Annotated in this window: 21 protein-coding genes; 10 read left to right on the top strand and 11 right to left on the bottom strand. The window is 42.0% G+C overall.

Translation table 11 applies throughout. The features are described from left to right. Positions 1-174: 174 nt before the first annotated feature. From DSL64_RS15245 to DSL64_RS15225, 5 genes are all read left to right on the top strand, one after another. Positions 175-1,443 carry an aspartyl protease family protein gene (locus DSL64_RS15245; protein ID WP_115831779.1) on the top strand — a complete coding sequence of 423 codons (1,269 nt, stop codon included), beginning with the start codon at positions 175-177 and terminating at the stop codon, positions 1,441-1,443. A gap of 32 nt (positions 1,444-1,475) precedes the next feature. After that, positions 1,476-2,132, top strand: coding sequence for a tRNA (5-methylaminomethyl-2-thiouridine)(34)-methyltransferase MnmC2 (mnmC2, locus tag DSL64_RS15240; RefSeq protein WP_115831778.1), 657 nt, complete (start codon positions 1,476-1,478; stop codon positions 2,130-2,132). 34 nt (positions 2,133-2,166) lie between these two features. Further along, positions 2,167-2,751, top strand: coding sequence for a D-sedoheptulose 7-phosphate isomerase (gene lpcA, locus DSL64_RS15235; protein WP_115831777.1), 585 nt, complete (start codon positions 2,167-2,169; stop codon positions 2,749-2,751). A gap of 63 nt (positions 2,752-2,814) precedes the next feature. Further along, the gene (locus tag DSL64_RS15230) at positions 2,815-3,255 is read left to right on the top strand and encodes an NUDIX domain-containing protein (RefSeq protein ID WP_115831776.1); all 441 of its coding nucleotides are present in this window, start codon (positions 2,815-2,817) and stop codon (positions 3,253-3,255) included. An 88-nt stretch (positions 3,256-3,343) separates the two neighbouring features. Beyond that, entirely contained in the window at positions 3,344-7,129 is a 3,786-nt protein-coding gene (locus tag DSL64_RS15225; RefSeq protein WP_115831775.1) for a DEAD/DEAH box helicase, read from the top strand. A gap of 50 nt (positions 7,130-7,179) precedes the next feature. Here DSL64_RS15225 and DSL64_RS15220 read toward each other — a convergent pair whose 3' ends face one another. Then, complete coding sequence (locus DSL64_RS15220; protein WP_115831774.1) at positions 7,180-7,437, bottom strand: hypothetical protein; 258 nt, start codon at positions 7,435-7,437, stop codon at positions 7,180-7,182. Between the two features lie 288 nt (positions 7,438-7,725). Next, positions 7,726-8,373 (bottom strand): 5-formyltetrahydrofolate cyclo-ligase, encoded by a 648-nt coding sequence (locus DSL64_RS15215; RefSeq protein ID WP_115831773.1) that lies wholly within the window; start codon positions 8,371-8,373, stop codon positions 7,726-7,728. Positions 8,374-8,658: 285 nt separating this feature from the next. Here DSL64_RS15215 and DSL64_RS15210 point away from each other — a divergent pair, with 285 nt between their 5' ends. Both DSL64_RS15210 and DSL64_RS15205 read left to right on the top strand, forming a co-directional pair. Continuing rightward, positions 8,659-9,870 (top strand): NADP-dependent isocitrate dehydrogenase, encoded by a 1,212-nt coding sequence (locus tag DSL64_RS15210; RefSeq protein ID WP_115831772.1) that lies wholly within the window; start codon positions 8,659-8,661, stop codon positions 9,868-9,870. A gap of 146 nt (positions 9,871-10,016) precedes the next feature. Beyond that, positions 10,017-11,222 carry a BamA/TamA family outer membrane protein gene (locus DSL64_RS15205; protein WP_115831771.1) on the top strand — a complete coding sequence of 402 codons (1,206 nt, stop codon included), beginning with the start codon at positions 10,017-10,019 and terminating at the stop codon, positions 11,220-11,222. A 43-nt stretch (positions 11,223-11,265) separates the two neighbouring features. Here the strand turns inward: DSL64_RS15205 and DSL64_RS15200 are convergent, their stop codons facing one another. After that, entirely contained in the window at positions 11,266-12,069 is an 804-nt protein-coding gene (locus DSL64_RS15200) for a hypothetical protein (protein ID WP_115831770.1), read from the bottom strand. A gap of 190 nt (positions 12,070-12,259) precedes the next feature. Between DSL64_RS15200 and DSL64_RS15195 the strand changes: the two genes are divergently transcribed. Continuing rightward, a complete protein-coding gene (locus DSL64_RS15195) occupies positions 12,260-13,474 on the top strand; it encodes a pyridoxal phosphate-dependent aminotransferase (RefSeq protein WP_115831769.1) in 1,215 nt (404 codons plus the stop codon). A gap of 117 nt (positions 13,475-13,591) precedes the next feature. Beyond that, the gene (locus tag DSL64_RS15190; protein ID WP_115831768.1) at positions 13,592-14,656 is read left to right on the top strand and encodes a ferredoxin--NADP reductase; all 1,065 of its coding nucleotides are present in this window, start codon (positions 13,592-13,594) and stop codon (positions 14,654-14,656) included. A gap of 7 nt (positions 14,657-14,663) precedes the next feature. On the opposite strand, the gene DSL64_RS15185 is transcribed toward DSL64_RS15190, so the two are convergent. The 8 genes from DSL64_RS15185 to lipB form a co-directional block, all read right to left on the bottom strand. After that, complete coding sequence (locus tag DSL64_RS15185) at positions 14,664-15,038, bottom strand: BlaI/MecI/CopY family transcriptional regulator (RefSeq protein WP_115831767.1); 375 nt, start codon at positions 15,036-15,038, stop codon at positions 14,664-14,666. Between the two features lie 176 nt (positions 15,039-15,214). Then, positions 15,215-16,339: a DNA polymerase III subunit beta gene (gene dnaN, locus DSL64_RS15180; protein WP_115831766.1), complete on the bottom strand. Its 1,125-nt coding sequence runs from the start codon at positions 16,337-16,339 to the stop codon at positions 15,215-15,217. Between the two features lie 110 nt (positions 16,340-16,449). Beyond that, complete coding sequence (gene gldG, locus DSL64_RS15175) at positions 16,450-18,105, bottom strand: gliding motility-associated ABC transporter substrate-binding protein GldG (RefSeq protein WP_115831765.1); 1,656 nt, start codon at positions 18,103-18,105, stop codon at positions 16,450-16,452. Between the two features lie 62 nt (positions 18,106-18,167). Continuing rightward, positions 18,168-19,088 carry a 3-keto-disaccharide hydrolase gene (locus tag DSL64_RS15170; protein WP_115831764.1) on the bottom strand — a complete coding sequence of 307 codons (921 nt, stop codon included), beginning with the start codon at positions 19,086-19,088 and terminating at the stop codon, positions 18,168-18,170. 194 nt (positions 19,089-19,282) lie between these two features. Continuing rightward, on the bottom strand, positions 19,283-21,640 hold the full coding sequence (gene rnr / locus DSL64_RS15165; RefSeq protein ID WP_115831763.1) for a ribonuclease R: 2,358 nt from the start codon (positions 21,638-21,640) through the stop codon (positions 19,283-19,285). A gap of 66 nt (positions 21,641-21,706) precedes the next feature. Further along, a complete protein-coding gene (locus DSL64_RS15160; RefSeq protein ID WP_115831762.1) occupies positions 21,707-22,441 on the bottom strand; it encodes a 3'-5' exonuclease in 735 nt (244 codons plus the stop codon). A gap of 28 nt (positions 22,442-22,469) precedes the next feature. Beyond that, positions 22,470-22,883: a hypothetical protein gene (locus DSL64_RS15155; RefSeq protein WP_115831761.1), complete on the bottom strand. Its 414-nt coding sequence runs from the start codon at positions 22,881-22,883 to the stop codon at positions 22,470-22,472. A gap of 24 nt (positions 22,884-22,907) precedes the next feature. Further along, complete coding sequence (gene lipB / locus DSL64_RS15150) at positions 22,908-23,630, bottom strand: lipoyl(octanoyl) transferase LipB (protein WP_115831760.1); 723 nt, start codon at positions 23,628-23,630, stop codon at positions 22,908-22,910. A gap of 133 nt (positions 23,631-23,763) precedes the next feature. Between lipB and DSL64_RS15145 the strand changes: the two genes are divergently transcribed. Then, entirely contained in the window at positions 23,764-24,120 is a 357-nt protein-coding gene (locus DSL64_RS15145) for a YraN family protein (RefSeq protein ID WP_115831759.1), read from the top strand. Position 24,121: the final 1 nt, after the last annotated feature.

Genomic DNA, 24,121 nt, shown 5'->3' with positions numbered 1-24,121 from the left:
CAGAATTTGAAGATTTTTTTGTGTTTATTATAGTTTAAATGCATTATTTTTACATATAATATTTTAATTTTGAGGTGGATAGCGAATTTTCACGAAGCGTGCTTTATGACGTCTTCAGAGTTTCAGAATAAAATAATGACAACTTAAAAATCACACAAAAGAAAGGAGGCCACGATGAAAACGTCTATGTGGTTATTCATGATAGCAATGCTATCAGTTATCACCCCGTCAAAAGCAACTACAGATCTTACTCACGATGTTTCTCAGGAGAAATACGGCTATTTCCTGGATAAAAACAGCAAAACAGCACGTATACCTTTCGAACTACATTCAAATCTTATTTTATTGTATGTAAGCATTAACGATACAGATTCGCTCCGCTTCATTCTGGATACGGGTGTCAGTTCCATTATTATTACTGATCCGGCGGTTCTGAAGCCGGATAAATTACGACTTACCAGAAAAGTAAACCTCACCGGAGCAGGGGAGGGAAATTCCATATCAGCCCATGTTGCAATTGATAATCGTTTTGCAATGGGTAAGCTCAGGGCAAATCACCAGAATATGGTGGTGTTGGATGAAGATTTTCTTCGGTTGTCTGAATATGTCGGAGTGCCGGTTCATGGCATCTTTGGGTATGATGTATTCAATAATTTCGTAGTCACAATCGATTTTTCAAGGAAGGAGATTGTATTGATGCGTCAGGATTCATACAAGTACAAACCAAGTAAAGGCGATAAACATCCTATTATTATTCAGGATACAAAACCTTTTACTGATGCTGTTACATTGTTTGCAGACGGTCGGGAGCGACCCATCCGCGTGCTTATTGACACAGGCGCAGGACATGCCTTACTTCTTAATAGCGGTCCAAAAGAAAGTTTTCAATTGCCTGAAAAAGTGATCAGAGCACAATTGGGAAGAGGTCTTAATGGTGTAATTAATGGAAATCTGGGGCGTATAGACCGGTTGCGACTTGGTCGGTACGAGATGGACAACATTGTGGCCTCCTTTCCGGACAGTATTGCATTCGGTGCCAAACTGCAGGGAAGAACAGACAGGCAGGGAAATATTGGCTGCGAGCTGCTGAGGAGATTTAAGGTTACAATGAATTACCACGATGGCTATATGGTATTGAAGCCGGTAAAGAGCCGTATGCGGGAAAAATTTGAGCATGATATGAGCGGGTTGGAGATTCGCGCAGAATCTAAAAATCTGCGTAGCTACTTCATCAATCACGTTGTCGAAAGTTCTCCTGCCGAAAAAGCAGGACTGAAAGAAGGAGATCAACTTCTGTTTTTTAATGATCTTTCAGCAAATGAATTGAGTATGAGTGAAGTGTATAAAATGATGCAACGCGGTGACGGAAGAAATATCGATCTGTTGGTTAAAAGAGATGGTCAGATTTTCTTTGCACGACTGACTCTGAGAAGAATGATTTAATTATTTTAGGGGCAAACAAATTACAGTTTATTTTGGAACGCCTCATTATTACAGAAGACGGATCTCATTCTCTCTACAGTCATTTATTTAACCAGCAATACCATTCGCTACAGGGCGCACTCACCGAGTCGGTTCATATTTACATAGAACTCGGGTTGCGCCCTGTTCTTACATCTGCTACTAATGAAATCCGGGTTTTTGAAATGGGGCTGGGAACCGGCTTAAATGCACTTCTGGCATGGAAACTTGCGGATGAACTCAAAAAAAAGGTTCATTACACGTCGGTAGAGGCGTTTCCGGTACTTCCTGAAGAAGCTTCCCTGCTCAACTACGGATCCTTGACGGATACCAATTATTTGTCGAAAATTCATCAGATAGCCTGGGGGGAAACACATCATTTTTCTCCTTATTTCACCTTCCGGAAAGAAAAAGTTTTACTTCAGGATTTTGAACCGGAGCACAAACATCACGTTGTTTTCTACGATGCCTTTGATCCACGCGCGCAACCGGAACTTTGGACAGAAGAAATTTTTACTAAAATTGCACGCTATTCGGAGCCCGAAGCCGTTCTCGTAACGTATTCATCCAAGGGAATTGTAAAGCGTGCGCTTGCAGCGGCTGGTTTTCGTGTAGAGCGTCATCCGGGGCCCGGAAGAAAAGTCCATATTTTAAAAGCTATAAAATTGTAAGGCGATTGTCTTACCAGGCAACATCTGAAAATCCATGAATTATAAAGATATCATCAGCAACGAATTACAGGAAGCACAACAGGTACTCGACCGTTTTCTGAACGATCCGAAGCAAATAGAGAAGATTGAGGCAGCCGCACGTTTAATGTCGGATGCAATATTGAATGATAAAAAAATTATTTCCTGCGGAAATGGTGGATCGCACTGTGATGCCATGCATTTTGCCGAGGAGCTTACCGGTCGGTACAGAGATAATCGTCGTGCTTTGCCGGCCATTGCAATATCGGATGTAAGCCATCTAAGCTGCGTAAGCAACGATTTTGGGTACGAATATGTTTTTTCCCGCTACATTGAAGGCCTTGGTCAACAAGGTGATGTGTTAATGGCGCTAAGTACCAGCGGAAATTCCGGTAACATTATCAGAGCGGTGGAAGCGGCAAAAGCAAAGGGAATGAAAGTGGTTATTCTTTCCGGAAAAGACGGAGGCAAGCTGGCCGATACAGCTGATGTGGAAATACGTGTTCCTCACTTTGGTTATGCCGATCGTATTCAGGAAATCCATATCAAAGTGATCCATATTTTTATGCTATTAATTGAGCAGATGGTAATAGGTGGTTAATTTATTATTAAATTATCGGTGATTTAAACTTGAAGATCACACTGTAAATAAATAACCGGGTTCATGAAAGTACGTCCATCTGCAATGATTCTGAATGGTGAATCCATTCTTACGCTTCGCTATAATTATGGGAACATAAATGTTTTTGCCCTGCCAGGCGGAAACCCCGATCCTGGTGAAAATCTGACCGACGCTTTAGTAAGAGAACTTTCTGAAGAACTAAAAATTACCACCAAAACGGGTAAAATGGTATTTTGCGGAGAGGTAATATGGGACGAAATCAAGAAAGAGACGCTCCATATTATATTTGAGTCAGAAATTACTGCGGGTACCCCCGAGCTTAATGGAGCTGAAACAACAGCTTTAGAGATGGTTTGGCTCCCATTTTCTGAACTAAATCACACAATTTTATATCCAAATGTTGGTAAATATCTGCTCAGTTATATTCAGGGAAAGCCTGAACCAGCTCATGTTGGAGTCATTGATCAACCATATATTCAGTAGTAACCAGCTTTTGATTTGCGAATAGTAACGTTGTTTGTTTCTCAAAAACAGAAACAAACCGTACTTTTGCATTTTAAAAGAAGGGTAAATGGAAAACGAAAAGAAGGAAAAGTTATCAAACTTCTTGATAAACAGGGCTGACAAGGAAGTATTATCCCGTGGACGTTCCATTTACAGCAGCGGCGCTCTGAAAGTGGCAAAGCTGGAATACAATGGGCCAGGGAATGCAGAATTTAAAGTCAAAAGTGATTATTCTACACAATTTTATATAATCCAGATCAAGGAGTTTCTCACTCCTCAAATCAGCACCGCATGTACTTGCTCTCCCGGCCAAAGTACACTCTGTAAGCACAGGGTGGCGGGTATCTTGTACATTCTTGATAAAATGCCCAGCATTAAGCAGGTACTTTATGAAATGCAGGAGACTGTGGTGGATCTGGGTGAGATCAGAGATTTTTCACTGCGTAATCTGGTACTTGATGATACCTGGAGAAGAAAGGATGAGATTACTGAAATAGATATTCTGTCGGCTAAGGATGGAGACGCGATATGCGTTGTCCATGATAAGGAGGCAGAATTTACTGTGGAATTCAACCGGATTAAAAATACCAAACAGCTACGAACAGCTTGTTCCTGCGAACAGAAGTTGTGGGTGCCTATATGTGAGCATAAACTGGCTGCGTTGCTGAAACTGCGTGAGGAGCTGGGAGAGCGTGCGTTTGAGGTGATGCGGGACCTGACAGAAGAGAAAACAAACCTTCTTGCTCAATACGGCTATACACTGGAAGAGGACTTTCATGCCAAGTTTGAATTCAAACTGGATGAAGACGGGGCCTTACATCTTGTGAAGCTTGATCCGGGTATTCAGAAGGTGGGAACGCATCAGGATTGGGACGAACTACGTGAGCGTATTCTGCCCTATCAGCAAATATCCTATCAGGTATCTACTTCGGAAACGGCAAGAGACGACGAAGATCGTGTATCTCTGTTTGTTTTCTGGCCAAAAGGCAAAGACCATTTTCTTGATTTTGGTTTCGGCGCATTTTCTGCCAAATACAATAGCAAGACACAAAAGATAACAAGTATCAGAAACGTTGCCGGCGGAGCCAGTCAATACTACTCTCCGGATGAGGTGCCAGTTCTGACAGAGGCCGAAGCACGTTTGGTACGTATTGCACGCCATTTAGAAGATGGATTGCAAAAGCACACCCGTAAAAAAGGATGGTCGTATAATTCTTACCTGCATTTCAGCGATGTCAGCTTGCTGCAGCAACGCGATTCCAGAAACTATATAGGCAACCAGATATCACAGATATTTAACGATCTGGAAGAAGAATGGCTTTATATTTCTGATAGCGATCACATTACGACCAATAATCAGCTTACAAAAGTAAATTTACACAGAGAGCCGGTTAAGCTCTTCTTTGTGCTTACTGAAGACAGTGAGTTTGTTACATTGAACCCATATGTTGAGATACATAAGGGTAGTCCGATTGACCTGCAGAAAGTAGCTGATTTTGACAGCTTCTGGCTTGGCATGTATAAGGAAGATACATTATTCCGTTGGGCCAGCACCAGTGATGCTGAAATGGCCGTATATATGCGTGAAAATGGTTTCAAACTGCGTGTCAAAAAGGACTTTTCGGAAGGGTTTCTGAAGGACTGGATTATGCCGGTAACTGAACAATTCGACGTAATTTTCCAGACAAGGCATGCTATTGAAGCAACTTCTCTGAAATTGCTGAAAACCAGAGTTTACCTTAAAGAAGATGATGCAAACCTGCTGATCGTACCTATGTACGTGTATGAAGGTGAGGAAGAAGGCACTGAAGTAGAAATGATTCATGATCTCAGAAAAACCAAAACGGGTTTCGAGGATGGAAAAATTACTATGCAGGAGCGTGATGTCAATACGGAGCAGGAGGTGTGGCAATGGCTGGAAACTTTACATTCCGATTTTAAACATCAAACCGGGAATCCGTTTTTCTTTATTCCGTTTGACCACGTGATGAAAGACGGTTGGCTGTTCAAATTTGTGGAGGCTGTAAATAGCAGAAAATATGATCTGCTGGGGTTCAAGGATTTGAAGAAAATGCGCTTCAATCCTAACAGGGGGCAATTCAGCGTGCGCGCATCTTCCGGAATTGACTGGTTTGACATGCAGGTCGAGATCATGTTTGGCGACCAGAAAGTTTCGCTGGCAGATGCTAAAAAGGCTTTACTCAAAAAACAAAACTACGTTCAGCTTAAAGACGGGTCTTTGGGAATGCTGCCCGAAGAATGGATAAAAAAGCTGGATCCGCTTCTGAAATTCGGAAGAGTGGACGGAGATCAGATACATCTTTCTAAAATCCATTTTTCATTGATTGACGAGCTTGTATCTCAGGCTGACAATGAAGAGGTGTTTTTGGAATTGCAGGAGAAGAAGGAAAAGTTGCTGAATTTTAAACAGATTCCTAATGTTCCTTTGCCCGAAAACATCAATGCCACGCTAAGGCATTATCAGGCTGAGGGTTATAAATGGATTAACTTCCTGCATGAGTTTGGCTGGGGGGGCTGTCTCGCTGATGATATGGGTTTAGGAAAAACCCTTCAGATGCTCACTTTCCTGCAGCAGCAGAAAAATGAAGAAAAAAATTATACGAATCTTGTCGTAGTTCCTACTACCCTGATTTTCAACTGGCAGGCGGAGGCAGAGAAATTTACTCCCGACTTGAATCTGTATGTACACAGAGGAATGACACGTCGTAAGGACATTCAGTTTTTTGAAGAATACGATGTAATTCTGACGACATATGGTACCATGCGTAGCGATGTGGAGCTCTTCAGGGATTTTGGGTTTCATTACATTATACTGGATGAGGCACAAGCCATCAAGAATCCGGATTCGCTCACCTCGAAGGCGTCGCGATTGTTGAGAGCTACCAACAGGCTCACTATGACCGGAACGCCTGTAGAAAACAATACTTTTGATCTCTACGCACAGTTTGAATTCCTGAATCCGGGAATGCTTGGTCACGCAGACTTTTTCCGTACGGAATATGCTACTCCTATTGACAAATACCAGGACAAGGAAAAATCCGAAGAGCTGAGAAGGCTGGTATATCCGTTCATGCTTAAAAGAACCAAAGAAGAGGTTGCCACTGACTTGCCAGACAAGACAGAAACAATCCTGTTCTGTGAAATGGGTAAAAAGCAGCGAAAGGTTTATGACTTGTTCAGGGAAAAATACAAACAGGAAATTGCTGAAAAACTGGCAACCGAAGGTCTTAACAAAAGCAGCTTCCTGATTCTGGAAGCATTGCTGAAACTTCGTCAGATTTGCGATTCCCCTTCTATTTTGTCAGGAGAAGAGGATTATGGAAACGAATCGGCGAAGTTGGAAGAAATCACAAGAGAGATTGAGGAAAATGCTTCTAATCATAAGATTTTGATATTCAGTCAATTCCTTGGTATGTTGGATTTGATCAGGCAACATCTTGATAAGATGAACATTCCTTATGAATATCTGGATGGACAAACTGTGGATCGTGCGGGGCGCGTGAGCCGTTTTCAGAATGACCAGACTTGCCGCGTATTCCTGATGAGTCTTAAAGCCGGTGGGGTAGGTCTTAACCTTACAGAGGCGGACTACGTATACCTGGTAGATCCATGGTGGAACCCTGCTGTAGAGCGTCAGGCAATTGACCGTACGCACCGTATTGGGCAAACCCGAAAAGTATTTGCTTACAAGATGATTTGTAAGGATACGATTGAGGAAAAAATCATACTGCTTCAGCAACGGAAGCAAGATTTGGCAGAAGACCTTGTAGGTGGTGAGTCAGGTTTTATTAAGAAACTGAGTCAGGAGGATATAATGGGTCTATTCAGTTAATTGACTATTAGTCAATTAACTGAACCCTTGTGTGTGTATCTGTTGAAATATTATAAAGACGCCTGAATACGACCGTTGTCGTTGACAGCGATAGAATCCGCTATTGAAATATCTGAAACATGCAGGGAGTGTACCCAAAGATCATTTGGTGTACCTTCCTGTTCTTCTGAAGCCTGATTTGATGGCTTGCTGTATTTAACTTCTTTATCTGCAATCTGTTCATTCATTGCACGTTGTTTGAGGTCCTTCTCCAGAAGGCATAGTCCAAACAGTATAGTTGCAATTAGTAATGTAAAATATGACTTCATAGCTATAATCAATTTTTCAGGGCAGTTTAATTTAAGGAGTTTCAAAAGCTGTAAATGGTTGTAGCGGGATCAAATTAATTTTACATTTTCTTAACCCAGCTATACATACGTAAGTGCTTTTACCTAGTTTGTCTTGTCATTTTCAAAGATTTATACCTTTGTTTACCCTTTTGCAAAGCTCGTCAATCCATTTGTTTATAAATAACCTTTCTTATTGAATGGTCATAGCAACTATTAAGCGGATGATTAGCGGGAAACCGGGATATATAGCAAAAAAATCATACCTGATTAAGGCTGATCTCCTGAGAGTTGTGAAGCAATGCTATGGCGCCAATGGAAAGTCTGGTAAGGAGTAATGCAATAGTCCAGAGCTACATCAAATTTGTCCAAGTTTTCAATTTCCTGGACCGGGTCAAAAAAGGACAAACCTGTCTTGATAGCAGATGATTTACATTGTGGAAAAAAGCGATCATAAAAGCCTCCCCCATAGCCAACTCTGAATCCGTTTATATCAAAAGCGAGAAGAGGAACTAAAATCATGTCAATTTCTTGAATATCAGATATTTGCGAGGTAATTGGTTCCGGTTCCGGAATTCCCCACTTGTTTTCAACGAGTATTGTTTCAGGAGTAATGACGAAATGCTCCATTGTAGGAGTACCCGGAATAACTCTCGGAGCTATAATCTGTATGTTTGGTAGTGATCTCCATATTTCTCCTATAATCAGCATCGTATTTATTTCATGTTTATCCACTTGTGGTAGAAAAGTGTGGATGGATGTTGGAGAAAATGAGGAAATATGCAACAGTGCGCGCTCAGCAATTACACGGTTTCTAACATGCAATTCCTCAGTCTTCAATACGCTCCTACGGAGGAGGAATTCCTTCCTTAATAACTCTTTCGTCATGCTGTAGTAATAGTTCTCTGTGCTACACATACCAGGGAGCAATATTGAATATAATGTCAAGACTACCAACTTGGGATGGCATAGATTCGATTTTGATCTCTGTTTTCCGGGAAGGATAATTTCGATTATACACCTGTAATGCGGGGCGCAAATTCGGGCAGAATCAGGTGACAGCTTTGCCCGAATGAACACTTTTCTTAGGTTATAATCCAGGCTGATAACCAACAATGTTCTTCCTTTTCTTCGCCTTTTTAGATGTTTGTTTGTACTTTCACGGTCGCATTTAAATCTTTAACTATAGTATAGCAATAAGACATGAGCAAAATTAAAGTTGCAAACCCCGTAGTAGAGCTTGACGGAGACGAGATGACCCGTATCATCTGGAAGTTTATCAAGGAGAAACTTATTTTACCGTATCTGGACGTAGATATTAAGTATTACGATTTAGGTGTTGAATACCGTGATGAAACCAATGACCAGGTTACAATTGATGCTGCCAATGCAATCAGAGAGTATGGAGTTGGTATCAAATGTGCAACCATTACACCGGATGAAGACCGCGTAACGGAATTCAATCTGAAACAAATGTGGAAATCTCCTAACGGAACAATCCGTAACATCCTGGATGGTACTGTATTCCGTGAGCCTATCGTGATGAGCAATGTGCCTCGTTTGGTAACAAACTGGAGCGCGCCTATCATCGTTGGTCGTCATGCTTTCGGAGATCAATATAAAGCAACAGATTTCGTTGTACCTGGAAAAGGTAAATTGACCATCAAATTTGAAGGTGAAGACGGTCAGGTTATTGAGCACGAAGTATATGAGTTCAAAGGTGCTGGTGTAGCAATGGGAATGTATAACATCGACGAATCTATTCGTGGATTTGCACGCTCTTGCTTCAATGTAGCTCTTGGAAAAGGATGGCCTTTGTACCTTTCTACAAAAAATACAATTTTGAAGAAATATGACGGTCGTTTCAAAGATATTTTCCAGGAAGTATACGATACTGAATATGCAGGAAAAGTGCATTACGAGCACCGTCTGATCGACGACATGGTTGCTTCTGCTCTTAAGTGGGAAGGTAACTTTGTATGGGCTTGTAAAAACTACGATGGTGACGTACAGTCTGATACCGTTGCACAAGGATTCGGTTCACTTGGTTTGATGACTTCTGTGTTGGTAACGCCGGATGGCAAAACAATGGAAGCTGAAGCTGCACACGGAACTGTAACGCGCCACTACCGTGAGCACCAGAAAGGACGCCCAACTTCTACAAACCCGATCGCATCTATCTTCGCATGGACACGTGGATTGGAGTTCCGTGGTAAACTGGACGGAAACCAGGAATTGATCGATTTCTGCCAGTCTCTTGAAAGAGTTTGTATCGAGACGGTAGAAAGCGGTAAAATGACGAAAGATCTGGCAGTGTGTATCCATGGTAACAAAGTGAATCATGGTGAGCACTATCTGTATACTGAAGAATTCCTTGAAGCGATCAATACCAACCTTCAGGCTGCTTTGGCATAGTCCGATTTAGAATAATTGAAAAACCGCTGGCTTCTGATGGAGTCAGCGGTTTTTTATTTTCAATTAGAAAATTGTTAAATCCGTTGAGAGTCGGTATGAAATTTGCAAATTGAGCTACATTTGGTTCTTTTAAGACATCACTCACTTTGCACAGAATCGTACTTTTCCTGCTCTGCGGGTTTACATCTATAGCGTCCGTTTCGGCACAGATAGCTGGTCCGGAGACAAGGGTGGTATTGACAGATACCACATCAGATCCGGCAGAAACCGATTTGATAGACATTGCAAAGCGGATTTTAAGGAAAGAGAATAAAGCTGAATCTCCGCCGAGAAAGGTAAATTTCTCTATAGTTCCTGCCATTGGCTACACACTTTCGACAGGTTTTGTTGGTTTGGCCAGTGCTAACGCGGCCTTTCATCTGAGTGAAGAAGAGTCTACCGCCAACTTATCGAGCGTTAGTGCAAGTTTTAATTACTCGCAATACGGTCAGCTTACCATTCCGGTACAAACCAATATCTGGACAAAAGGCAATCGCTATAATATCGTAACAGACTGGCGTTATTTCAAATATCCACAGGATACGTACGGTCTTGGCGGAAATAGTGTAGAGGAAAATGCAAGTAAGCTGATCTATTCGCATATCCGGCTGCATCAATTGGTCCTCAAAAAAATATCCGGTTCTTTTTATGCGGGTGTCGGCTATATGCTTGATAAGCGCTGGAAAATAAAAGAGGAAGGATTTAATGCAGATGTGGCTGCTTACGGGCTTCCTCATAAGTCCATGTCATCCGGACTGTTGCTCAGTGCCTTGTTTGATAACAGGAAAAATTCCATTAATCCGGAAGGAGGCTTTTATGGAAATATCCGTTACCGGATCAACCAGAAGTTTCTGGGAAGTGACAGCAACTGGGAATCGCTGGTTATGGAGTTTCGGAAGTATATTAATTTTCCTGCAGGGAGCAAAAATACACTCGCTTTATGGAATCTGAATTGGCTTACGTTAAGTGGCAAACCGCCTTACCTGGATTTGCCGAGTACGGCCTGGGATGTTACCAATAACACGGGTCGGGGTTATATTCAGGGGCGCTTCCGTAGCCCTCAAATGCTTTACGTAGAATCAGAATATCGCTTTGCACTTACTCAGAACGGACTTTTAGGAGGAGTCGTTTTTGCGAATGCACAGAGTTTCTCTAACTGGCCTTCCAAACGTTTTAGCACAATAGCTCCCGGCGCAGGAGTTGGTCTGAGGCTCAAAGTAAACAAGGCTTCCAGAACCAATGTCGGTATTGACTATGGATTCGGAGCGAAAGGATCGAGAGGAGTGTTTGTGAATTTGGGGGAGATTTTTTGAGAGGCGAAATTTTGGCAATTACTTCTATTTTCAAATTACTCAGTCACTTACAGTTCCATATTATTTTGGAGTATCGATATCCATCGTCAACGACGTTTCCTTCGGTATCATATGTCAGTTTAAGTTTTTCGTCACGAATGAGTTTACTTTCATAAGTAAGCTTAATCCTATTGAGGTTGTTACTTGAAAATAATTTCGGTGGAGAGTCAGTAGCGGAGAGAAACAAGCTGTTCAGGTGCTTTTGTGTGTTAGGCTTATTATCATAAAAATATTCATATAGATAATCGGCTTCGATAACATTCTGTCGTGCGAAAGTGTGCATTTTTTCGGTTACCAGGTTTCCTGCTGTACTGTATTCGAATTCGCTCTCGTGGCTCTTGAAAAATTCACCTTTTTCATCAGATAACCAGCGAATCAGTGATGAAGGACTTTTTTGTGAGCTATACTTAAATTCAATACGTTCTATTTCCTTAATGTAATATGTAAGGTCAGTAAAGTCATATCTGGTGCCATCAAATTTTCGGATGAGGTTAAGAACACCATTTTTATATTCAAATTTTGCCTCTGGATAACTAACACCTTCCAGGTCTACTCTGTGAATTGACGTAAGCACTCCATTTGTGTATTCAAATGTTTGATAAACAGGATTAACGCTTCCACCTTTAAGAAACGTCTTCGTCGGTAAACGATTAGCATCGTATTCTAATGAATAGGTTCTGCCAAACTCTGTAAATTCTCTCATTTCGCAGGGAATCACATTTTCTTCCACCAAAGGCTGAGGTTTTTTGCAGGAAAAGCCTATAAAGGCAATAATGATTATGGACAGAACTGTTTTAGGTATATTCATTAATTGGGAATACGTCAGTTGCGTGAAACAGGTTCCACAACATGTTTGATCTGGTTTCAGTAGCAAATTAAAGTTTTTCTTCAACGTTCCTGCAAAAATTAAGTTTCCACTTCTAAAAATCCCGTACCTTTGCGGGCAATTTGTTGATATAGATCGCAATATCCTTTCTTTAACTTAATTTTTCGTTGCAATGTCCGCAGTAGCAGAGCAAGCCAGGTTGGCCGACCGTATTAACGCCCTCGAAGAATCTTCGACGCTGGCGATGACAAAAATGGCGCGTGAATTGGCCGCACAAGGTCATAAAGTGATTAGTCTGAGCGTTGGAGAGCCAGATTTTAAGACGCCCGCACACATTTGCGAGGCTGCCAAGAAAGCAATTGATGATGGTTTTCATGGTTATTCACCTGTAGCGGGATACCCTGACCTACGTAAGGCTATTGCAGATAAATTAAAACGTGATAATAATATTGATTGGAAACCTGAGAATATCGTGGTTTCTACGGGTGCCAAACATTCATTGGCTAATGTCATTCAGGTTTTGATCAATCCGGGTGATGAGGTGATTATTTTTGCGCCTTACTGGGTAAGTTACTCCGAAATGGTGAAGCTGGCTGAAGGTAAATCAGTGATTATTGACGGTGCTTTTGAAAATGATTTCAAAGTGACGGCTGCTCAGCTTGAAGCTGCTATTACACCAAAAACAAAAATCGTGATGTATGCTTCTCCTAACAACCCGACAGGAGCAGTTTACTCAGAAAAAGAATTGAGAGATATCGCATCGGTACTTGAAAAGCATCCTGATGTTTATGTTCTGGCTGACGAAATCTACGAATATATCAATTTCACAGAGGAAGGCAATTTCAGCATCGGTTCTATTCCTGCATTGAAAGAAAGGGTAATCACTGTAAATGGTGTGGCCAAAGGATACGCTATGACAGGCTGGAGAATCGGATTCACAGCTGCTGCAAAATGGATCGCAGACGGTGTTGAAAAACTGCAGGGACAAGTTACTTCCGGAACCAATTCAATTGCTCAGAAAGCTGCAACAGCTGCTTTTAACGGCTCATTGGATGCTTCCAAAGAAATGGCGACAGCTTACAAACGTCGTCGCGACCTTGTTATCGGTCTTTTACAGGAAATCCCCGGTTTTAAAGTGAGAATTCCGGAAGGCGCATTTTATGCATTCCCTGATGTGAGCTATTACTTCGGGAAATCGGACGGAGAAACTACCATCAATGACTCAGACGATTTCTCAAACTGGATCCTGAATAAATATTATGTTTCTACAGTAGCAGGATCCGGGTTTGGAGCACCAAACTGTATCCGTATCTCGACTGCCGCGGCAGACGAAGCACTGGAAGAAGCGGTAAATCGTATCAAAGGAGCGGTGGCTACTTTGAAGTAATTACCGGAAGAGTATTATCTAAAAGCCTCATGGTTGAATTAATCCATGGGGCTTTTGTTTTGATATAAAGAATTAAAAAATAAGCTGACAGCCGATTGCTGAAAGCAGACTGTCAAAATGAGCAAGTATTTATATTTAAAAGTAAAGGAAATAGAGAAAGAGACGGAAGAATCTGCTACGATTCATTTCTGGCATCCGTTAAATGAAGTGGTGGCCTATCGGCCAGGACAGTTTCTGACTATATTATTGCCACAGGGTGATAAAAAGGTGAGGCGCTCCTATTCCATGTCAAGCTCGCCTTATACCGATGTGTCTCTGGCTATTACAATCAAGCGTGTGCCAGGAGGCTTTGCATCAAATCATTTGCTTGATTCAGTAAAACCAGGCGACATACTTGAGACGATGGAACCTATGGGCAACTTCTTCCCAAAGCAAGCCGATGACCAGACCAGACAAGTCGTTTTCATTGGTGCCGGAAGCGGTATTACACCTTTATTTTCAATCCTGAAATCAATCCTGATGGTTGAGCCTGAAAGTGAAGTTTTCCTTCTTTATGGTAGTCGGGATGAGAAAAATATCATCTTCAAAGATAAGATTGACGCGCTGAAGCAGAAGTATAAGGAACGGCTTCAGGTTGTTCATAGTTTGAGCCAGCCATCATTTGAATGGAATGGAGAAACAGGGCGTCTCAATAAGACGCATATTTTGAAAATCATGGAATCGATGCCTTCTCTGAATAAAAAGACGGCAGAATATTTCCTTTGCGGGCCCGACGATATGATGGAAGAAGCGCACCGTGCATTGTCAATTCTTGCCGTTCCTGATCAGCTTGTAAGAAAAGAAAGCTTTATAACTGCTACGAGTGCTCAGCCCGGAGAAGTTGTGGCGGAAGAAGATGAATCGTCAAAGACGAGAGAAATTACCATATTTTACGAAGGAACAGAATATAAGCTTCCTGTAAAACCTCATGAAACTGTACTGGAAGCGGCTCTGAATATGGATATTGATTTGCCGTATTCATGTCAGGCAGGTATGTGTACGGCATGTCTTGGGCGCTGTGTTTCAGGTAAAGTCCACTTGGATGAAGAAGACGGACTTTCAGAAGCTGAACGAAATGAAGGTTTTATACTTACCTGTGTGACACGCCCGATGACAGACGATGTGGTGATAGAGGTAGAGTAGGGGAGTGTCAGGCGTTTGTATCCGACTCATCTAATATGGTCCGGATTTGTTCGCGCTCTTCTTTTGAGAGTGTATGATTTTCCAGAATCTGAAGAACCATTTGGTAAGGGGAATCCTGATATGCAGTTTGAATAAGGCGTGTTGTAAGATTCTGCTGCGTTTCTTCTTTTCCCAGGAGAGCTACATATATATGTGACCGACCTCTTTCCGTACGATATAGCAATCCCTTATCATGCATGATTTGCATCAATTTCAGTGCAGTAGTATAACCTACACCTTTCCGCTCCGCCAAATGTTTGTGAACATCTTTCACCGTACTTGGCCCTGAGAGCCATAAAAAATTCAAAATCTCCAGCTCAGAGTCAGTTGGTTTTATATACATACAACAGGAAAATATAATCTTCCCAAATTTCTACGAAATTTATCGTAGAAGCAAGGGTTAAATACGTGTCTTTTCGTAATTGAAACGCAGTTGTCTGATTTTCAAACGATTAAAAACTAAAACGACTGCAAAGAATAAATCTCTGCAGTCGACCTTTATTTTAAATTCTTTAACTACTACACGTAGGTATTGAGCATTACAGGCATAACGAGCATCAGTACATCCTCGTTTTCCTCCTGATCTACCGGAATAATGAGACCAGCTCTGTTAGGAGCAGAAAGTTCGAAAGTGATGGTTTTGCTTGACATGTTACCCAGTACTTCGATCAGAAACTTCGCATTGAAACCAATTTCCATATCGTCGCCATTGTATTCGCACATCAGGCGCTCGTTTGCTTCATTGGAATAGTCCAGATCTTCCGCAGAAATCACAAGATCGTTCAGAGACATTTTCAGACGAACCTGATGCGTCGTACGATTCGAATAAATTGAGATACGGCGTAATGAGCTCAGAATTTCCTGTCTATTAATTGTCAGGGTGTTCTGGTTGTTGGTTGGAATTGCGTTTTCGTAATCAGGGAAACGCTCATCAATCAACCGGCAAATCATACGGATATTTCCAAAGCTGAAAAAAGCATTGGATTGCGTAAACTCAGCTTTTACCGGAACATCTTCTGAAGGTAGACAAGATTTAAGCAGGTTCAATGCTTTTCTCTGTACAATCATAGATGTATCCACATCCGATTTGATATCTGAACGGCGGTAGCGTACCAGACGGTGACCGTCGGTTGCCACGAAAGTTGCATTTTCAGCACCCATCTGTACAAATACCCCCGTCATAGCAGGACGAAGATCATCAGTACTTGTAGCAAATAATGTATTTGAAATCGCAGCAGACAAAGCCGAAGATGAAAGATCTACAGATTGACCGCGATTTACAGATGGAGTTTTAGGGAAATCAATCGGATTTTCTCCTGACAGCTTGTAGCGGCCATTGTCAGAGATGATTTCTGTTCCGAAAGTTTCAGCATTTACCTGTAGCGTAATAGGCTGCTCAGGAAGCCCGCGCAGTGTATCAAGCAAAAGCTTGGCAGGAATTGCAATTGCTCCTTTTTCAGAAGATTCCACTTCAACTTCCGTAATCATGACTGTTTGAAGGTCAGATGCGGTAACTGTAAGTTTATTTCCTTCAAGAGCAAGTAAAAAATTCTCTAGTATGGGCACAATTGGGTTCGTAGAAACGACACCGTTGATAGCGGACAGCTGCTTAAGGAGAACTGATGACGAAACGACAAACTTCATAATAATTGACGTAAGTGTTTATGTATTAGGATTTTCTATTTGAAATATACGGCAAAAAACTGTTTTGCAGGGAACAAAAGTATAAAAAATTAACTACGCATCCTCGGCGTTTATGCGAATTTTCTCTTTCTGGCATAATGTTGCAGCGCGCCCAAAATTAGGATTACCAGCAGTGGGGCCAGTAAATTAAGTCCTTGCCAGAACTTCCTGTTCTCCTGAATCTCAATTTTATCCAGCTCACGAATACTTACCTGTTTGTTGCGGGTATTGATAAGCCCATTGGCATCTGTGAGGTAATCCAGAGCATTAATGATAAGATCTTTATTACCAAAAGTCAATCCGGTAACCCTGTCATAGCCGAGCGGAAGTGGAGCTCCGCGTTTGTAATCGACATCATTTACAGCAATATCTCCGTCAGAAAAAATGACAACTTTGCCCGGCTCGCCCGTTGCCTTAAACGTTGTACTTCTGGGGTCTGAAGGCAATATGCGGTTTTGGAATAAAGAAGAAAAGGAACCTTCTAATAACACCCCTGCCATCTTTATTCCATTGTTATATTCCGTTGGTTCCGGTTGTTTTCTTGCTTCATTATAGCCTACAAGTGCAGGGGTAGTGACAATTTGCGTATAAGCAGAAGTCATCAGCAACGGTGTTTTTTTGATGCCGGCAGTTCCTCCTACTGTATCTACAGAGCTTAGGAAACGTGTATAGACAGCATTGATATTCCGGGTAACCGGATGATTGCCCAGATTATTCAAAACCGGATAAAATCTCCATGGCAAAGGTTTGATTTCCGGTTTGTCGCCCATAGTTCCTACATTCAGGAGGATTTGAGCACAGTTAATATCCTTCACCAGATTGGTATTGAGCCTCACACCCCATTTGAAGAACAGATCATTCAGGTTGAGATCCAGCGGTTGCGCATAGGTTCCTTCCAAACTTACACTATCCACTTTGGCGCCATCTACGAAAAACATCGCACTGCCACCATTCACTACATACTGATCAATTTTATATTTTTCATCATCAGAAAAGGCGCTGTCTGGCTTCAGAATAAGTATTGCATCCAGACCATCATAGGAAGCCGGATTATTCATGTCCAGAAATACATCGTAACTCTGTTGAATTGTGGCGATCAGATCGCTGAGTCTGCCCGGTGCGACTTGCGTGTGACTAACGATAAGTCCCACTTTTTTTCTTTCTGCATTAGCCAGTAACCGGATCGCTGACGATAATTCAAATTCTATACCTTCTACGGACTGGTTCAGCTGTTCGTCGGGTCCACTTCCTTTGTTGCCTTTAAGCAATTGAACAGGAACAGAAAGTGTATCAGCCTGTACAATGGCACCAGGGAAAATGATCTTTTCAGTTCGTTTTCCATCAGGATCGGTTGCATGAAGGTTAGTCGGAGTAAGTCCCCTGTCAATCAGATTTTGATATTGCTTGTTTCTTGTTTCCTCATTAGGAGCTGAAGATGGGTCAGAAAACTGAAAGCTGAGTTTGCCATTGGAATAAGTCTTGAACTCATCCAGCATTTCCCGGGTCGCAGTCTCCAGTCGCTTGAAGCCCGGGGGAAAGTCGCCGGACAAGTAGACGTTAACCTGTACATTCCTATCCAGATTTTCCAGCATCTGTTTGGTAGCGTCCGATATGGTGTATCTCTGGTCGCTGGTCATGTCAAGTCTGAAAAAGAAAACAGAAGCCAGCCAGTTGATACCTGCCAGTACGGCCACAAGTGCCAGAAAGCGGAAAATAGTTTTATTCATGAAGGAAGAACGCCTGATTAAACTGCAAAAATATAAAAAGAATGCAGGAGTTGATTGCTGAGCTATTTCTTGAATTTACAAGACGACGGATCTGACTCTACATAATATGATTTATAGTTCAGTGCTTTCTTATTCATACAACCCTTCAGATTCAGTAATTCAATATTACGGAAGTCGATAGGGTGGCTTTCGGCTTGCAGCGCGATATATCCACTACCTAAAGCAGTGTTTTGTTTTTTCATCCAATCTTCCTCATTTCCAACTTTACCGTCTTTAAAGGTATGATTGCTTCCAACATAGCCGCCGCCGATTTTAGGATTGGTGAAAACAAGAACGGTATCTCCTTCAATCAGATGATATACAATAGAATCTCCCAATACAATAGCTTCCGCTGAAACCCACTGATCGCCATTGTAGGTTTTGGATGTGGAATTGATGCAGTGTTCTTCGGTCGTTTTTCCTTTTATATCCACAATGGTACCTGGCGTACAAAGGTTACCTGTTGTTCTTTCGCCGGCATTTAACCCTCCCAGATATTGCATTTCCAATGAAATGGGAAAATCCTGGTCGAGCCCTAAGCTTGCAGCAGACTGAGAATGCAACATAATGCCGCTATTGCGTACGTTCCAAGAAGCACCGCCCGGTACCTGGTTGCCTGTAAAGCGGTATTGCAAACGGATTTTATAGTGAGAATAGGGTTTGTTGTAATACATGTGACCGTATTCCGTAGTGAACTTATCATATTCATTGTAGTTGACACGAATCATATTGTCTTCCACAAGGAAAGTGTTTTTATGATTGTCGTTCAACTCAAATCCGGCGATTTTAATATCCCATCCAGTCAGATCTTTTCCATTAAACAATGATTCCCATTCTTCTTTCTCTGCTTTTTTCTGACCAAACGTAGTAACATTGACAATGGTTAGCAGGGCTATTATCGCTGCACTACTTTTTAAGATAGACTGGATTTTTTTTGAGAACATTACACACAGGTTTTGAGATGAGTATTGGAACGGGGAAATTACTTCTTTTGAAAAAAGATACCTATTCTTAGGAGCGGCTAATTTGTAATGGTTTGCTTTTCAGCTACATTCTTACACGGCTTCCACTTATGTATCTACAAAAATGAGTACACCCGCTTCCGGATATACTCATTACTTAAAAATCTATGAAGGAATTATCTTCTTTTCCGCTTACCTCTTGGCGCTACATTGGAAGACTTTCTGTTCTTAGGAGCACTCACAGCCTCTCTCGGGGCATTTGTGCGCTGACGCGATGGTCTATCGCTACGTGAAGATCTGGAAGCGGAAGGTTTAGATCCGGCCAGATACAAATCCATGCTTCTTCTGGCCAGGTTGGTTTCTTTAACCTTTACTTTCACCTGGTCTCCGAACGTATATATTTTCTTTGTCCGCTGCCCGACAATCCGGTAATTTTCCTTTTCAAGTTCGTAATAGTCGTCTCCCAAATCCGTCATGCGAATAAGTCCCTCGGAAGCCGTTTCGGTGATTTCCACAAAGATTCCGAATTCAGTAACGCCTGTAATGACGCCGTCGAATTCCTTCTCGCGGTCCATCATACTCATGAACTCCACCTGCTTGTATTTGATAGAAGCACGTTCCGCTTCCGCAGCCAGGCGTTCTCTGTCCGAAGAGTGCTTAGAGCCGTCTTCATATTGCTCTTTATTTACAGACTTCCCGCCATCCAGATAATGCTGCAACAGACGGTGCGCCATCACATCAGGATAGCGACGAATCGGAGAGGTAAAGTGGCTGTAACGCTTAAACGCAAGTCCGAAGTGCCCAAGGTCTTCAACGCTATAGCGCGCTTTGGCCATTGTTCTTACAGCAAGAGATTCAATCAGATTTTGCTCTGGTTTGCCTTCTACCTGAGAAAGCATTTTATTCATGGATTTCGCAATTTTATTCTCTTCCTCAACTTCCAGTTTATGGCCAAGCTTGGCTACGAAACTGGCAAAGGTTTTGAGGCGGTCAGGATCGGGGGCTTCGTGAATCCTGTAAACCATTGTGTTTTTGATATCGCCATCGGAAAGAGAATAGACGAATTCTGCTACACGTTTATTGGCAAGAAGCATAAACTCCTCAATCAGTTTATTAGAATCGTGACGTTCCTTTTGATAAACACCAAGCGGTTTCCCATGCTCATCCAGACGGAATCTTACCTCAGGAGTTTCAAAGTTGATGGCTCCGTTTTTAAAGCGTTCCTTTCTGAAAATTTTAGCGAGTGTATTCATCGTATTCAGCTCTGCAACAAAATCTCCCTCGCCTGTATCCAATACCTGTTGCGCTTCCTCGTAAGAGAATCGCCGGTCGGAGTGAATCACCGTTCTGCCAAACCATTCTTTCAAAATTTTCCCGTTCGGGGATATTTCAAAAATGGCGGAAAAGGCTAGTCTGTCTTCGTTTGGACGCAAAGAACATAAATTATTGGAAAGCTTTTCCGGAAGCATCGGTACGGTACGGTCTACCAGATAAACCGAAGTTGCACGGCGGAATGCCTCTTTATCCAGCTCCGTTCCCGGAAGCACGTAATGAGAAACGTCCGCGATATGAACACCGATTTCAACATTACCTTCTTCCAGATTGCGAAGTGAAAGTGCATCGTCAAAATCTTTGGCATCCACCGGGTCAATGGTGAAAGTAAGTACATCGCGGATATCCTTCCGTTTCGCAATTTCCTTTTTCAGTATTTTTTCAGAAATTTTCTGCGCTTCCGCTTCAACCTGCTCAGGGAAATGATATGGCAAGCCAAACTCAGCAAGAATGGCATGCATTTCAACATCATTGTTACCAGCTTTTCCCAGTACCTCTACCAATTCACCTTCTGCCTGTGTGCGGCGTGTTGGCCATTCAGTTACTTTTACAATTACTTTGTCGCCGTGCTGTGCATCCTTAATTCCTTCCGGTTCGATAAAGATCGGATCAAACAATTTTTTGTTATCAGGCTGAACGACAGCATAACCGCGGTTTATTTCTATAATCCCAACAATCTCACGGGAAGCTCTTTCTACAATTTCGGAAACACGTCCTTCAGTTCTGCTTTTACCTGAATCATTTTTCGAAGACCTGCCACCTCGTGAGTTTTTAGTAAGTGGCTGTACTGTAACAGTATCTCCATCCCAGGCTCCGCTCAGCAAATCAGCTTCAACATATATATCATCTTCACGACCTTCAATAATGACAAAGGCAAAACCTTTATTCACACGATCCACCCGACCGGTAAGTCCGTGACTTTGCTTCTTCAATGGCGAAGCTGTGTAGGTACCATTGTTATTAAAAGTGATTCTTCCGGATTCTTCCAGCTCGTGCAATATTTCATTAAAAAGGCTTCTCACCTTTTTATCCTGTACTCCGAAGTGGTCATGCACATCAAACGGACGAAACGAATGTTCGCTGTTGAGGTCAAAAAAAGCAGCAATATCTGCTTTCAGGTTATCTATATAGGATACAATGTGATGAGGTGATTTTACCTCTTCATTTTCTCTTGATCCTTTTCTTGGTCTTTTATCTTTCATTATTTGGCTTTTGGCTGAAGGCTATTGCTCTCAGCACTTGTTTTATAATTTTTAGCTCTTTAGCCCTTACTCTATTCTATGAATATTTTCAGGTGCCACAGTTTCCATACAATTCAATCTCAAATAGATCTGTGCCAGCACAATTACGTCCTCCCTGCAATATCGACAAATTTTTTCAAGGTCTTTCTCAGTATAATAAACCCGCGTTACCTGATCGCCACTCATTTCATTTTTGCTACCGGGAATATCAAACACTGCTGCAAGCAGGTCAAGAGAAGTAAAACTTTTATAATCGCCGAATTTCCACAATTCCATCGTATCCTGATGCAAAAGCTCCCATGGTTTTTTGCCGGAAATCTGAAGCGCTTTGGGTATACTGATTCCGTGTATCAGCATACGGCGGCATAGAAACGGGAAGTCAAATTCCTTGCCATTATGTGCGCACAACACCAATTGATCGGCCGGATATTTTTCTATCAGAGATTTAAATTCGAGAAGCAATTGAACTTCGTCGTCGCCGGAGAAGCTGCGAACCTTGAAGGAAAGCTGGTCATTTTCATTCCAGTAATAGGCTCCGAAAGCAATGCATACTACTTTTCCGAATTCACTATATATGGCACCTTTATCAATAAAGCTATCTGAACTGGAAATAGTTTCATCACCTTTATTCAAAGCAAGTGATTTTTTATCCCATAGTTTCTGCATTCGTTCGGAAAGGGCATCGTAACTGGCATGTGAGGCCACGGTTTCGATGTCTAGCAGCAGGAAATTTTTAGCGCGTTTCCGGAAATCATCTGTCATAGTGTGTGGTTGGAATAATCTCCGCCACCTATTCGTGTAATACGCCTTGTAGTCCGAAAGGGGCGATATCAATGATATTGTCTTCAACAATGCTATCAGGTACGAATATAAACTTTTTATCGTAAACCTGATTTTCAAGGAAGTAGCTGATCCAGAATTCGTTGTAAAGATGGAAAACCTCCGGCATAATACTCTCCACTACCTGATGCTTTTCTGGTGCTATTTCAGGATAAAAATGACGCAGAGTAGATGTTTTTTGAGCCGGATCAGTTCCGGATTCTGCACTTGCATAACCTTTTGAAGTCACCATTACCGTATTAATAGGCTCAGGGTTTCTGTTGATCAATACTACGCTCCATTCCGGTACATTTGCCTCGTTTATTTTTCTTACAATGGCAACCTGAATGCCTTGTACCGGATAGAATGGAATATCTTTTTTCATGAATATATCAATTGGTAAGAACAGTTATTGTTCGAGGATTTCCATTTCGAACAAATCTGCAAGATGATTTTTTAATTTTATTGAAACCTCGTTCATTTCAACGGGATTTCCGGTCTCCTGCGCTATAGAGGTAACCGCTTTGTCCTGAATGCCACACGGAACAATACTTCCGAAATAGGACAAATCTGTATTGACATTTAATGCGAAACCGTGCATCGTTACCCAACGGCTGGATTTGACGCCCATTGCACATATTTTCCTCGGATTTTTCTGCTCCTGATAATCCAGCCACACACCCGTGAGCCCGTCAATACGTCCTCCATCCAAACCAAAATCCGCAATAGTCCGGATAATGGCTTCCTCCAGCAAACGCATGTATTTATGGATATCAGTGAAAAAATTATCCAGATCCAGAATAGGGTAGCCCACGAGCTGCCCCGGACCGTGGTAGGTAATGTCACCACCGCGGTTGATTTTGTAGTATTTCGCTTCGCGTGCTTCCAGTTCGTCCTCATGCAGCAGCAAATGGTCTGCTTTACCGCTTTTTCCTAGGGTATACACATGCGGGTGCTGACAAAACAGGAGATGATTTGGCGTGATATGCTGTTGTTCCGCTTCCAATCCGCGGTTTTGCGTTTTGACCGCTATTGTTTCAGCAAAGATTTTCTCCTGTAAATCCCAGGCCTCCTGGTAGTCAATCAGTCCGATATCCCGGAATTGCACTTGTTTGTTTATGAGGGTATTCATCAGTCAATGGTGAACGGTCGGGAAATCTCTCATTTGAATGAGCGCACAGCCCGTAACCTTTTTTTAAAACAGGGTCTCAATACAGATTTCCCTTTATGCAAGAATAACACATTTTTAACTCAAAATTGTTCGTATGGCAGCACATAACGACACCGGGAGCTGGGGCGAAGAAAAAGCCGCTACCTATTTAACTGAAAAAGGGTACGAGATTGTGGAGAAAAACTACCGCCACAAACACATGGAAGTGGATTTGATCGCGAAACATAAGAACATGCTCATTTTTATCGAAGTCAAAACGCGGAGTGGAACTGGTTTTGGTATGCCGGAAGAGTTTGTGAACTACACTAAATCCAGATTAATTCTGAAAGCGGCCATACACTATATATTCGACAAAGACTGGCACAGGGATGTCCGGTTCGATATCGTATCTATTCTGATTTTACCCAACGGAGATTTAAACATCAGACATATTGAAGACGCATTTTGTTGAG

It is taken from the genome of Dyadobacter luteus, from assembly GCF_003383615.1.
Classification (GTDB): Bacteria; Bacteroidota; Bacteroidia; order Cytophagales; family Spirosomataceae; genus Dyadobacter; species Dyadobacter luteus.
This window is presented reverse-complemented; position numbering and strand designations above follow the sequence as displayed.